The sequence below is a fragment of the Kroppenstedtia guangzhouensis genome (genome assembly GCF_014637345.1).
Classification (GTDB): domain Bacteria; phylum Bacillota; class Bacilli; order Thermoactinomycetales; family DSM-45169; genus Kroppenstedtia; species Kroppenstedtia guangzhouensis.
Map to the genome: position 1 here is coordinate 36,563 of NZ_BMEX01000004.1, position 13,053 is coordinate 49,615.

The following is a 13,053-nucleotide window of genomic DNA, read 5'->3' on the forward strand; positions in this document are numbered from 1 at the left end:
CATTTTTCAGCAAAAGGAGATGTGACGTTGGCTGAATACACGGATTTAAACAGGCCACTCATCGGTACCAGGTGGCGGGATGGTTCCACTGGGAAATCTTACAACGTCACCAATCCATACAACCAGGAGACGATTGCGGAAATCGTCATGGCAGACCAAGGGGATGTGGATGAGGCCTATCAGACCGCCAAAAGTGTGCAGGAAAAGTGGGCCCAGGTACTTCCCCAGGAGAAAAGGATGATTCTCGAACACGCGGCGGAGATCATGGAGCGGCGGAGGGAGGAGTTGGTGAAATGGCTGGCCGTGGAATCGGGGAGTTCCCGGTTGAAAGCCCATGTGGAAATCGATTTTTCCATCAGCATTATCAAAGAGGCCGCCACTTTTCCCTTTCGGATGAACGGCAGCATCGTACCTTCCATAGTTCCCGGGAAGGAAAACAGGATTTACAGAAAACCGGTGGGGGTCGTCGGGGTGATCAGCCCTTGGAATTTTCCCCTCTATCTGTCGATGCGATCCATCGCCCCGGCATTGGGTGCCAGCAATGGGGTGGTGGTGAAGCCGCCGGTTTCGACGCCGATCACCGGGGGGATTTTGATTGGGAAGATTTTCGAGGAAGCCGGTCTGCCTGCGGGATTGTTCAGCGTCATCATCGGTGCAAACGAAGAGGTTGGCGATCCCATGGTCGTCCATCCGATCCCGGGAATCATCTCTTTCACCGGATCAACCCGAGTGGGTCGAATGATCGGAGCCAAGGCGGGGGAGAGGTTAAAGCGGGTGGCCTTGGAACTGGGTGGAAACAATGTGTTCATCGTGCTGGATGATGCCGATCTCGACCGGGCGGCCCGGGCAGCCGCCTTCGGCAAGTTTATGCATCAGGGGCAAATCTGTATGTCGATCAACCGAATGATTGTCGACCGACGAGTGTACGAGCCCTTTCTCGAAAAGCTGAAGGAGAGGGTGTCATCGTTAAAAGTGGGCGACCCCCTGAAGAAAGAGACCGATATCGGTCCATTGATCAAACCTTCGGAAGTGAAGAGAATCCAGGAGATGGTGGAAGAGAGTAAACGCCAAGGGGCCCAAGCGGTTCTGGAAGGCAGTGCCAGGGGAACCCTTATGGATCCCGTGATTCTGGCGGATGTCACCAATGAGATGCCGATTGCTAAAAATGAAATCTTCGGGCCGGTGGCCGCAGTGATTCCTGTGGACGGGGAAGAAGAGGCGATCCAGGTGGCCAATGACACTTCTTTCGGATTGAGCGGGTCGGTACATGCCGGCACCATCGAACGGGGGGTGAGAGTTGCTCACCGGATCGAAACGGGCATGATCCACGTCAACGACCAGCCGGTCAATGATGAACCGGTGATCGCCTTTGGCGGGGAGAAAGACTCGGGATTGGGCCGGTTCGGCGGAGAATGGGCATTGGATGAGTTTACGACGGTGAAATGGATTTCAGTACAGGAAAAGGAACGGGACTACCCTTTTGATCCGAATTAGGGTGTGTCTGATTAAACCAATATTGGGAGGCGGGCCTGTGTGACCGGCAGAGAATTCAGGGGAGCACAAGTCTCGCCTGGGCCGCTTCGCTCCTTGGTCTCGCTAGGCGCTTTTTATAAGAGATCGGAGATGGTCACGCAGGTCTCACCTAATCCGATTGTCCTAAAATGTACAGGTACAGGAGGAGCCGATATGGAAATCAAAGCAGCGATCACGACAGAAAAAGGATCACCTTTTTATGTGGAGCAAGTCCAATTGGAAGATCCCAAAGAAGGGGAGGTGATGGTCAAGGTTGTGGCCTCGGGAACCTGTCATACGGATATGGTGGCCCGGGATCAGGAATATCCCGTTCCCCTCCCGGCAGTGCTCGGGCATGAAGGGGCGGGAGTGGTGGAAAAAGTGGGCGATGGCGTGAAGAGTGTATCGGAAGGGGATCATGTGGTCCTATCTTTTGCCTATTGTGGACGATGCAAGAATTGTCTCACAGGTCACCCATACGTTTGTGAGAATTTTACAGAACTGAATTTCATCGTGGACAGTCCGAACCCTCCCCGTCGCATCCATCGGGACGGAGAGTATCTCACCACTTTCTTTGGCCAATCTTCCTTTGCAACTTAACTGACCAGTGAGCAGAATGTGGTGAAAGTGGACAGGGAGGTGGATCTGAACATTCTCGGCCCCTTGGGTTGCGGGATTCAAACCGGGGCCGGTGCTGTACTGAATACCTTGAACCCCCGGGCGGGATCCAGTATCGCCTGTTTCGGTTGTGGTGCGGTCGGCTTGAGTGCGCTGATGGCGGCCCGGGCGGTGGGATGCACGCCGATTATCGCCATTGATGTTCATGATCAACGTCTCCAACTTGCCAAGGAACTGGGTGCAACCCATACGATCAATGGGAAAGATGAAGATGCGGTGGAAGCGATCCGGAAGTTGCTGGATACAGGAGTGAAATACTCCGTAGAGACCACCGGGGTGCCCGCTGTTCTGAGGCAAGCCGTCGAATCCCTGACATTTATGGGGATGACCGCAGTAGTTGGAGCCCCTCCCTTCGGTGCCACGGTGGAACTGGATATGAATGACGTCCTGATTCAAGAGAAGACCATCCGCGGGGTGATCGAAGGGGACAGCATTCCACAAGTGTTTATCCCGCAATTGATCGCTCTCTATAAAAAAGGCTTGTTTCCATTTGACCGGCTGATCCGCTTTTACGAGTTGGATGATATCAATCAAGCGATCAAGGATTCCGAGACCGGAGTTACGATCAAGCCGGTGATTCGGATGCCCCATTGATCACCCCCCTCACGTAAACCAACGTGAGGGGGGTTCAATCCCATTTAAATCCCCTGTTCTTCCAGCGCCCGGAGGATCCATGCGGGTATCCCGGCGAATGGGGAGAAGATCAGCCGGTCAGGGGTATTGAAGCGATTCATTGAATATTTCGGGCAGTTGCTAAGATTTCCCCCGCCTCATTGAATCCACCCCCGCCGGATCAGGAAGTTGAACAAGGGATCTACAATCCAAAACAGGATGGTAAAGAGAAGGAGAAGAAGGAAAAGGGGGCGAAAGAAGATAAACAGCCCGATGATCAAAACCCAACGCCATCGTCCGATTCGCGACATGAACAGGGCCCAGGACCAAAACAGATCGTAGACCGGATGCTTCGCTTTCAGGGAAACGAGGAAGGCTTTCCGGATGTCCGGATCTTCCGGATCGATCCGGATAGCTTCCCGCAGATATTCGAAAGCTTCTTTGGGATGGTTTTGATTCAGCAGGAACAACCCGTAATTATAATGGATGTTCAGCCCCTCGGGATCCATCCGGAGAGCCGTTTGGAAAGCTTTCCGGGCTGCCTCGGGTTTCTTTTTTTCCACCAGGATCCGCCCGTGGAGGGTGTGATAATCCGCGTCCCCGGGATCCAGCTCCAGAGCCCTTTGGATGTGGTTCAGTGCCCGCTTCAATTCCCGGCGGTCTTGGAAAAGAAAATTCGCGTACCAATAATGGATGAGATCGTGATCGGGATCCATCCGGAGAGCCTGTTGAAAAGCTTTGTCCGCCTCGGTCTTTTTCTTGTTGATTTCCAAAAGAACTCCGTGAAAGGCCAGATACAAAGCGTGGTCCGGTTGAAGACGGACCGCCTTGACAATGGATTCCAGCGCCCGCTGAGGCTGTCCCTTCAGATATTCCGCCCGGGCCATCAAATAGTGGGCACCGGCATGATCCGGCTCAGCGGTCAGAACTTTGGCTATCCGCTGTAAGGCGAGATCGTAGCGTCCGATCTGGATCGCCTGTTCTGCCCGGTCAAATTCCAGCGAGACATCGATTCCGGTGGCAGACATGATGTCTCCTCCTACTTATTCAGGTACTTCAGAATCTCATCATAGGTTCCGGCCTCATTGCTGTAGGTGGCATAATTTTTGGCGGTGGACAACCATTCCAGGGTGGAGGGTTTTACCTCTTTGACAGCCTGGATGAGCATCGAAGTGGTGATAGGACGCTTTTGGCCGGTTTTCATCGCTTCCCGGATCGCCATGTCGGCGGCGGTATCCACCACAGCACGCAGGTCCGCTCCGGAGAAGCGATCTGTTTTTTTCGCCACCTTCACATAGTCGATCTCCTCCACAGGCTTCTCTTTCAAATGGATATGCAAAATCTCCACCCGGGCCTCCAGATCAGGAGGTGCGACAAACAACACCCGGTCAAACCGTCCCGGCCGCCGCAGGGCGGAATCGACAAACCAGGGGGTGTTGGTGGCTCCCAGGACGAGAATGTCTCGGTTATCGGAGTGGATTCCATCCATCTCATTCAGCAGTTGGTTGGTCAAAGCCCGGGTGTGGGGCGACTGTCCCTTTTGCCGGGAGCCTCCGATCGCGTCCAGTTCATCGATAAAGATGATGGTGGGGGCATGGCGGCGGGCAGTCTCAAAAAGTTCGTGCAGATTTTTCTCACTTTGTCCGATATAAAAATCCAGGATCTGGTGGATGTCCAAGCTGACGAAATGGGCGTTGCACTCCCCGGCGGTTGCCCGGGCAATAAAGGTTTTGCCACAGCCGGGAGGGCCGTACAACAAGATGCCACCGCCGGTTTTCTTACCATAGGAACGAAACAGATCAGGGTTTTGAAAGGGATAGATAATGTTCATGCGGATATTTTCTTTCAGCTGTTCCAGCCCGCCCACATCCTGAAAGGTGAGGGTGGGACGTTCCAAGTCATGGTCAGAGGGGTCTTTTTGGAACTCCAGCACTTTCATCCGGGCCTTCGCTTTGACGCCCTGCTGCTGCAATTCTTCCCGAAACTCCCGATCTTCCAGAGAGGGATCCCGTTCCAGGGCTTCCTCATAGCGGTCAGCGGCCTCCTGGGGGTCTTCCAGGGCAAGTGCGATTTTGGCTGCGAGCATCAGCATCTGTGCTGTGGTTTCACCTGTGATCCGTTGCAAACAAGCCTGTGCTTTCCGGAACTGTCCCTGGTCATACCAAGCCTGGGCCAACAGGCAGACGGTGTCCGGGTCTGACTCCTTCTCCAGGATCTCTTCCAGATGAAGAATTCCTTCCTCGTGTCTTCCTGCTTGTATCAACAATTGAGCCGCATGCTTTTTCAAGGGAAGGTTTTCCGGGCTGTATTTCAGAGCTTCGAGGACGGCGGTGATGTTTTTTTGAAGATCCTGCATAAGTCCCTCCTGTGAGTGATGATCCCCCAATGCGGGGAAATAAAAAGATTTCACAACTGTTATATCATTTGACATCCGGATAAACAAGCGGTACCAAGAGGAATCCCCCGCGGGAATCAGCGGGGGAGGGATGTGATGAAGATTCATTTCAGTGTGCGGAGCAGCTGATTGAGGGATTGCGCCTTGGCAAGGGCGGCTTCGTCTTGAAGTACTTCCCCCGGCTTATTTCCCGTTCCGATGACATAATCGAGGAAGGTCATGCCTGCAAAATCAAAGATCCAGTGGAACTGCTGAATGAGTGGTAAGCCCTTCATTTTGGGAGAGTCACCGCCGGTGAGGACGACAATCGCCTGTTTTCCCTGCACTGCTTCGCGAAAGGACCAATCCGTATCCCGGAGGGATTGGGACCAGCGGTCGACAAAATTTTTCATCCGTCCGGTCATCCCGTACCAGTAGAGGGGGGTGGCGAAAAGAAATACATCATGCTCGGCCATCTGTTTCACACATTTGTCATAGTCGTCGTCCACGGCTTGAAATCCGCCGGGTTCGTGACGGAGATCATCGATCGGCAGGATTCGGGTCTCTTTCAGGCGGAGGGTGGTGACAGACAATCCGGTGGTCACCCGGTTTGCCAACTGTTCTGTATTGCCGTTTTTACGGGAACTTCCCAGCAGAGTGAAGATCTTCACGGGGATTGAAAGTCTCCTTTCGTGATAGAAATGAACACGGAGGCATCAGGATGATCCCTGGATTCCGGGACCGGTCCCACCTTTCAAGGAGGAACCGATCGCCTCTCATTATAGTTCCCCCTGTTTTATCTGTTAAATGGATGATTCCGATTTAAACGATCGGGATTTATAATGACAGGAAAAAGGAGGAGGGTGTCATGGAACTGCGTCATCTGAAAACGTTTCGAACCGTGGCGGAAAAGGGTGGCTTCAGTCGGGCCGGGGAGGAGTTGGGATATGCCCAGTCAACGGTTACCGCCCATATCCATAAGCTGGAGGAGGAACTGGGTAGTCCACTTTTTGACCGCTTGGGGAAACGGACGGTATTGACCAATGCCGGCAAGCGTCTTTTGCCTTATGCGAAAGAGATGGTCCGCTTGTCCCGGGAAGCGGCGGAAACCATCGGCAATCCGGAGGCACCGGCGGGCCCGTTGCGGATCGGGTCGGCGGAATCCTTGCTCGTCTACAGATTGCCGTCCATTCTCCATGAGTTCCGAAAGCGGTATCCCCGAGTCCGACTGGAACTGTTTCCCGGACAGTGTCGCAATATGCGAACCAAGTTAAAGGAAGGGGAGATGGACCTCGCCTTTCTCTTGGATGAGGAACGCAGGGAACCCGACTTGTATACGGAAACCCTGATCCAGGAAGAACTGGTACTGGTGGCCCCGCCGGGCCATGCCCTCGCGGGGAAAAAGCAGATTCTTCCCCGCGACCTGATCGGGGAGACCCTGTTGCAGACGGAGTTGGGTTGCAGTTATCGCACCTTATTGGAAAACCGGCTGAAAAAGGCCGGAAAGAGTGTTGGGCAACGGATCGATTTTTGGAATATTGAGGCGATCAAACAATGCACCATCAATGGCTTGGGCATTGCCTACCTCCCCCGCATGACCGTGGACAGGGAACTGGAAGAGGGACGATTGATCCAGTTGCCCTGGCTCCACCATGAAGATCGCGTTTCCACCCAGCTCGCCTGGCACAAGGACAAATGGAGATCACCGGCGATGGCGGAATTTGTCACATTGGCGAGGCGAAGGATTAAAGCTGTGGAGAGAAGGGAGGAGATGACAAGGAAACAGTGACCCTATCCCCGATCCAGTGGTGAATCGGGCAACGGTACAGGGGCTGGGGCGCGGTGAACTCGGCGATTCATCCCTCAACCGATACAAAAAAACCGGGTGTTCACCCGGGTGAAAGGAATTCATGAAATCCCATCGCCTTTTTTAGTCCATCTCTTCCTGAAAGCAGGCTTCTTCCTCTTGTAATTCCTGCTGTACTCGGTACAGATTGCGCAAGCATTGGTGGAATTCCTGCTCGTCCACAGTCTCATAACATTGAGACAGACGGAACAGGGCGAGGTATTCCTTTTTTTTGTAGTCATGCTTCTGAGCCAGTTTCAGCATGTTGTTGTAGTAGTGGATGGCTTCCTCCGGTTTATCCTGTTTCCGGTAATAATCCCCCATGACCTGCAGGGCGTAGCACAGGCGTGTGGCACTGTTCGTCCGTTCTCCGATTTCGATGGCTTTCCGGATGGTTTCCAAAGGGTTTCCCCCTTCGGATCGGTTCATATACAGGACACCCAAACGGGCGTGGACGGTGGCCAGTTTATCTTCGTGTTGGATCTTGTCAGCCAATTTCAAAGCCATTTCGAAGCTGGATTCCGCTTGATCCCATTGCTTTTTATTCATATAGACACTGCCCAGCACGGTCCACAGATCAAACATGGAATCATGATGACGGTTGATGCGCGCCAACTCCAACCCTTCTTTGGCATAGGCGACGGCTTCATCAAACATTTGGGACCGTCGGAGGAGGTCAGACCGCAACCAGTAGAAACTGAGGACGGTTTCGATTTGAACCATTTCAGGAATCTGAGGCCAGGCTTCCTGCACGATTTGCATCGCTTCCCCCAACCGGCCCAACCGTTCCAGGTAAATGGCCCGGTTCCGTTTGAGAATGGATTCGTATTGAGGTCGCTCTCCTCCGGACTGGAAAGCTGCTAAGCCGTTTTCCGTATACTTGAGTGCCTGTTTCATATCATTCTGACCGAAACTGTTGAGACCCAGTTCATTGTAGGCAGCAGCCTCAATGTTGCTCTCCCGGTCCGGATTGCCCTGATGGACCAGGCGGATGGCGTTGAAAAAAGAACGTTCGGCCCGTTTCCAATTCTTTTTTAAACGGTTCAGTTTTCCTTTCAGAAAATGAGCAGTGGCGGCAAGGGGGTGTCCATCATCCAGATTCAGTTTTTCCAGGTTTTCTTGAGCTTGGTTCAGATCTTCAATATCCAACAAGAGTTCCACTTTAAAAAGTTCGAACTTGGTCTCTTCCAGCTCCTGTTGTTCACTGACCATCAGACTGGGGAGAGTTTCAAGGTCCAGTTCCAGTTTTTTCAGAAGATACTTGGTTTTTTCCAGGTTAACGTGGGGAACCCCGCGTTCAATGTTGCTGATTGTGGCGGGGGAAATGTTTTCGTCTGCCAGGTCTTCCAAGCGAAGACCGCGTTCCTTTCTCACTTTGCGAATCACTTCGCCAATTTCATGGATTTCCAGAAGGCTCACGGGATCACCTCATTTAATTTATTCCACATAAGTTGAGTGAAATAGACCAATTGATCCTATTATAAAATAAAAAACAGACATATATAAAAATTTCTTTCCATGAAAAATCAACCATTTTTAAAGGTGGAACCAGCAGGATGGGTGCACCAAGTCGTTATTTTCGGAATAATCATTGCCGAGTGCGCCTGTTCTGTTTAAAACAGGCGACTGTGGAGGGTTATCCTCGCATAAAATAAATACCGACGACGATGATCGCGCTGAAACCGAGTCCGGCCGTCATAAACAGGATCGGAATCTGACTGCGCCGATCCAGATGCATGAAACTGGTCAGTTGCAAGATAAGTTGGATTCCGGCCATGACCAGGATCACCGTCAAGGTGATCGATGTCGGAAAATACCGGGATCCCACTGACGCAAAAGCAATCGCTGTAACAAGTAACATCCATCCGAAGGAACGGAGATGTCCCGAGGGGGTTTCCCGGCGACGGGTGTTATTCTTGTGATCGGTCTGAGTCATCCTTCATTCCGCCTTTGTTCTTCAGGTTCTTCCTCATTAGTGGAGGATGCTCCGAAACGGACTTGTCTATTCCGGTGGCAGGGAAATCGTCGATTCGTCCCACTCCCATGTCGGGCCGCACTGGTTTCTGCTCCCATCTTACCGGAGATGGGGGGAAGTCACCACCTCTTTGTAGACTGAAGGGAATGGTTGGGATACAATAATCAGTGAAGGAGGGATCCTGAAATGGCGCAAGATTTCTATATTCAACAGATGCAATCGATGGTTCAGCCGATGCGGGACGAGTTGACCCGGATCGGTTTTGAAGAGTTGCGGACACCTGAAGAAGTGGTGGAAGCGCTGGAGAAAAAAGGGGCAAAGGGGACCGCCTTGGTGGTGGTCAATTCTGTCTGTGGATGTGCCGCCGGTCTGGCACGTCCGGCAGTGGCCCATTCCCTGAATAACGAGAGGAAGCCGGATCATCTGTTCACGGTTTTTGCCGGTCAGGATCGGGAGGCAACGGCGAAGGCCCGGGAATACTTTGAGGGATATCCGCCTTCTTCCCCGTCCTTCGCTCTGATGAAAGACGGCAAGATCGTTCACATGGTGCAACGTCACGAGATTGAGGACCGGTCACTGGAAGAAATCTCGGCCAATCTGTCCAGCGCTTATGACAAATACTGCTGATTGTCGGAAAAAGCTATGGCGCCGCCTTTGCACGAAAGGCGGCGCTTTTTTAAGAGGGAGGTGGATAACAGTTAAGTTACACATATAAAAGTTTATAAAAACCTCTTTGCTAATTATAAACTTTAGCTCACCTGAATAGTAAGGGGATTTTGAAAATTTATTCTATTGGGCAGTTTGCAAAGAAAATCGGTGTTACGCAACAGACACTGCGTAATTGGCACAAAAAAGGGACACTTATACCGGCGGTGATCACGGATAGTGGGTATCGATACTACAGTGAAAAGCAGTTGAGGGATTACTTGGGATTGAATCCAAAAAACAAATAGAGAAGATAACAATTGGATATTGTCGTGTATCCAGTAACAAACAAAAAGACGACTTGGAACGACAAATCGAAAACATGCAAAGATATCTTATCGCTCAAGGGAAACCCTTTGAGATCATCTCTGACGTAGGGAGTGGAATCAACTACACAAAAAAGGGACTCCAACAGGTCATCAAACGCATAACACAAGGGGAAGTGGATGGGGTTGTAGTTCTTTACAAGGATCAACTGGTACGCTTTGGGTTTGAGCTAATCGAATATATAGCATCTTTGTATGATTGTCAGATCGAGATCATCGATCATACAGAGAAAACAGAAGAACAAGAACTTGTAGAAGACCTGGTTCAGATTGTGACAGTGTTCAGTTGTAAGCTACAGGGCAAACGTGCTAATAAAGCGAAAAAGTTGGTCAAGGAGTTGGCTAACGATGATAAAAGCCTGCAAAATCCGATTAAATCCGAACAATAAACAACGTACACAGTTGGAACAATCCGCACATGTAGCAAGATGGGCATACAACTGGGCATTGAACCAGAAAAAATCCCACTATGAGGAAACAAAGAAGAGTTATAGCCAAGGGGATTTACGAAAACATCTTACGAAACTGAAAAAGACGGATGAATACAAGTGGTTGTACAATTTTAGCAATAACATAACCAAGCAGGCAATTAAGGATTGTGATGAAGCATTTAAACGGTTTTTTAAGGGATTAGCTAAATTCCCAAGATTTAAGAGTCGAAGACGATCCAAGTGGAGCTTCTACAACGATCCGTACAAAGTAAAACTGGAACCAACCCGAATCCGACTTGAAAAGATCGGTTGGATTCGACTGGCTGAAACAGATACCCTACCAGAGAATTTCAAACCTCTGTCTTACCGTATTGGACGGGAAGGGATTCACTGGTTTGTCTCCATTACAGTAGAAGTTCCCGAGTATGTGGATCACTCCAAACCTACTAATCAGCCCATTGGAATCGACTTGGGGATAAAAACACTCGCCACACTCAGCACAGGGAAAGCATATAAAAACATCAATAAGTCAGGCAAAGTGAAACGACTTGAGAAGCGTTTCAAAAGGTTACAAAGAAGGGCTTCTCGTAAATATCAAATGAATAAGGAGGGAAACGGTTACCGGAAAACACGCAACCTTATAAAACTCGAAAAGAGTATAGCTAAGTTGAGAAGTCACATCAACAACATCCGAAAAGATTACATTCATAAAATGACAACAGAGATCGTGAAAACCAAGCCTTCTCATATTGTCATTGAAGACTTGAATGTAAAAGGGATGATGAAGAATCAACACCTGGCTAAACACATCCAGCAGTGTAACTTCTATGAAATCAGACGACAACTGGAGTATAAATGTAAGTGGTACAACATTGAGCTAGTTATGGCTGATCGTTGGTATCCTTCAAGCAAAACATGTTCCAGTTGTGGTCAAATCCATAAAGGTCTGAGGTTATCCGACCGTTGGATAAAGTGTGATTGCGGACTCAATCTAGATCGTGACTTAAATGCTTCTATTAACTTAGCTAAATTAGCGTCTTAGTCATTTCAAGACAACGCTAATATGTACCGTGAGTTACACGGGAATTTACGCCTGTGGAGTGTTATACAAACCGTTGTAGGGAGTACGTGCCGAAGCGGGACACGATGAATCAGGAAGAAAACATAGACTCTTTGTAGAGTTTTGTAAGTTTTTCGTAACGGAAGAGATCTGATGGCGGAAACCTTGCAACAGCTTCTGGATCAAGCTGAGGAAGTGGAGGCTGCGCAAGCTTTTGTCAAACAGAACAGCCGGGCATTGAAAATACATGTTACGGACAGGGTGTATTGCCGAGCGGGAAGCATGGTGGCTTATCAGGGAGAGATCAAATTTCGAAGCACCGCCGGCGGGATGGGCAAGTGGTTTAAGCAGAAATTGACCGGTGAGGGCTTTCCACTGATGGAGGCGACAGGGCGGGGAGACCTTTTTCTGGCCGATGATGGGGCGGAAGTCACCATATTGAAGCTGGAAGGGGAGATCCTGTTTGTGGAGGGACGTCATTTGCTGGCTTTTGAGAAGACTATCGATTGGGATATCTCCATGATCCGGGGGGCGGGAATCGCTTCCGGGGGACTCTTTACCTGCAGGCTGACGGGGAACGGCTTTGTGGCCATCAGTTCCCACGGAAAACCGATCGCCCTGGAGGCCCCGGTGGTGGTGGACCCCAATGCTGTGATCGGCTGGACATCCGGTGTATCCCCTCAGTTGAAAACGGACATCAATCTGAAAACCTTACTGGGCCGCTCCTCCGGCGAGACATTCCAACTGGACTTTACCGGTACAGGCAAGGTGCTCATTCAACCAGCGGAACTGGCATCTTTCGGGAAGAAAGAATGAAGGGAGTGGCTCGTGTGATCCGGGCAGTGCTGTTTGATTTTGACGGGACCTTGGCTGATACACTTCCGTTGGTCTACCGTTCTTTCCGGGAAATGTGGAGAGGAGTGGACGGAAGGGAGCGCTCTGATGAGGAGATTCTATCGCTGTTCGGTCCGCCGGAGGAAGAGATCATCCGCCAGAGAGTACCAGAAGAGCAACTGGAGGCTTCTCTGGAGGAATACTATTCTTTGTACCAGAAGTTTCATGAGGAAGAAGTGGAGCAGGTGCCTCAGATGCTTCAACTCCTTCGCGACCTGAAGGAGAACGGTTACCAGGTGGGTGTGGTTACTGGAAAAGGACGCAGAAGTGCCGAGATTTCCCTGGCCAAGCTGGAGATGGCTGACCTGGTTGACATATTGGTGACCGGTTCAGATGTTCGCCGATACAAACCTCATCCTGAAGGGATTCAAAAGGCTCTTTCCCAGTTGGGTTGCTCACCGGAGGAGGGAATCTATGTCGGTGATTCTCCGGGGGATGTCCACGCCGGTTTGGCGGCGGGGGTGGGTACAGTCGGTGTCCGATGGTTCGTCGGAAGTGACTCCCGACCCTTTGATCCCAAGCCCCAACTGGTGGCGGAGTCTGTGGAAGTTTTTCAGAATTGGTTAACTTCCCGGGGATAAATTTCAGGTAAAAAAAAGCGGTCCCGCTCGGGACCGCTTAGAAATGTTGTGATAAAAAA

Annotated in this window: 11 protein-coding genes and 2 pseudogenes; 8 read left to right on the forward strand and 5 right to left on the reverse strand. The window is 50.8% G+C overall.

Translation table 11 applies throughout. From position 1 onward, the window contains the following. The first annotated feature begins 27 nt into the window (after positions 1 to 27). Together IEV46_RS06720 and IEV46_RS06725 are read left to right on the forward strand one after the other, a co-directional pair. Positions 28 to 1,494: an aldehyde dehydrogenase family protein gene (locus IEV46_RS06720; RefSeq protein ID WP_188431264.1), complete on the forward strand. Its 1,467-nt coding sequence runs from the start codon at positions 28 to 30 to the stop codon at positions 1,492 to 1,494. Positions 1,495 to 1,686: 192 nt separating this feature from the next. Then, a pseudogene (locus IEV46_RS06725) lies at positions 1,687 to 2,784 on the forward strand (NAD(P)-dependent alcohol dehydrogenase). A gap of 176 nt (positions 2,785 to 2,960) precedes the next feature. On the opposite strand, the gene IEV46_RS06730 reads toward IEV46_RS06725, so the two are convergent. From IEV46_RS06730 to IEV46_RS06740, 3 genes are all read right to left on the reverse strand, one after another. Then, complete coding sequence (locus IEV46_RS06730; protein WP_188431266.1) at positions 2,961 to 3,830, reverse strand: tetratricopeptide repeat protein; 870 nt, start codon at positions 3,828 to 3,830, stop codon at positions 2,961 to 2,963. A gap of 11 nt (positions 3,831 to 3,841) precedes the next feature. Further along, positions 3,842 to 5,158 carry an ATP-binding protein gene (locus tag IEV46_RS06735; protein ID WP_308420289.1) on the reverse strand — a complete coding sequence of 439 codons (1,317 nt, stop codon included), beginning with the start codon at positions 5,156 to 5,158 and terminating at the stop codon, positions 3,842 to 3,844. A 143-nt stretch (positions 5,159 to 5,301) separates the two neighbouring features. Further along, on the reverse strand, positions 5,302 to 5,847 hold the full coding sequence (locus IEV46_RS06740) for a flavodoxin family protein (protein WP_188431270.1): 546 nt from the start codon (positions 5,845 to 5,847) through the stop codon (positions 5,302 to 5,304). Between the two features lie 197 nt (positions 5,848 to 6,044). On the opposite strand from IEV46_RS06740, the gene IEV46_RS06745 reads away from it, so the two are divergent. After that, complete coding sequence (locus IEV46_RS06745; RefSeq protein WP_188431272.1) at positions 6,045 to 6,965, forward strand: LysR family transcriptional regulator; 921 nt, start codon at positions 6,045 to 6,047, stop codon at positions 6,963 to 6,965. A gap of 141 nt (positions 6,966 to 7,106) precedes the next feature. Here IEV46_RS06745 and IEV46_RS06750 read toward each other — a convergent pair whose 3' ends face one another. Beyond that, entirely contained in the window at positions 7,107 to 8,441 is a 1,335-nt protein-coding gene (locus tag IEV46_RS06750) for a helix-turn-helix domain-containing protein (protein ID WP_188431274.1), read from the reverse strand. Between the two features lie 217 nt (positions 8,442 to 8,658). Next, complete coding sequence (locus IEV46_RS06755) at positions 8,659 to 8,958, reverse strand: cytochrome C oxidase subunit IV family protein (RefSeq protein WP_188431276.1); 300 nt, start codon at positions 8,956 to 8,958, stop codon at positions 8,659 to 8,661. A 225-nt stretch (positions 8,959 to 9,183) separates the two neighbouring features. On the opposite strand from IEV46_RS06755, the gene IEV46_RS06760 reads away from it, so the two are divergent. The 5 genes and pseudogenes from IEV46_RS06760 (at position 9,184) to IEV46_RS06780 (ending at position 12,994) form a co-directional block, all read left to right on the forward strand. Beyond that, complete coding sequence (locus IEV46_RS06760) at positions 9,184 to 9,624, forward strand: BrxA/BrxB family bacilliredoxin (RefSeq protein ID WP_188431278.1); 441 nt, start codon at positions 9,184 to 9,186, stop codon at positions 9,622 to 9,624. Between the two features lie 149 nt (positions 9,625 to 9,773). Continuing rightward, positions 9,774 to 10,417 (forward strand): annotated as a pseudogene (locus IEV46_RS06765) (IS607 family transposase). Continuing rightward, positions 10,377 to 11,501: an RNA-guided endonuclease InsQ/TnpB family protein gene (locus tag IEV46_RS06770; RefSeq protein WP_188431280.1), complete on the forward strand. Its 1,125-nt coding sequence runs from the start codon at positions 10,377 to 10,379 to the stop codon at positions 11,499 to 11,501. Before IEV46_RS06765 ends, IEV46_RS06770 begins: the two are co-directional and overlap by 41 nt. A 171-nt stretch (positions 11,502 to 11,672) precedes the next feature. Then, a complete protein-coding gene (locus tag IEV46_RS06775) occupies positions 11,673 to 12,335 on the forward strand; it encodes an AIM24 family protein (protein WP_188431282.1) in 663 nt (220 codons plus the stop codon). Positions 12,336 to 12,349: 14 nt separating this feature from the next. Further along, the gene (locus tag IEV46_RS06780; protein WP_188431284.1) at positions 12,350 to 12,994 is read left to right on the forward strand and encodes an HAD family hydrolase; all 645 of its coding nucleotides are present in this window, start codon (positions 12,350 to 12,352) and stop codon (positions 12,992 to 12,994) included. Positions 12,995 to 13,053: the final 59 nt, after the last annotated feature.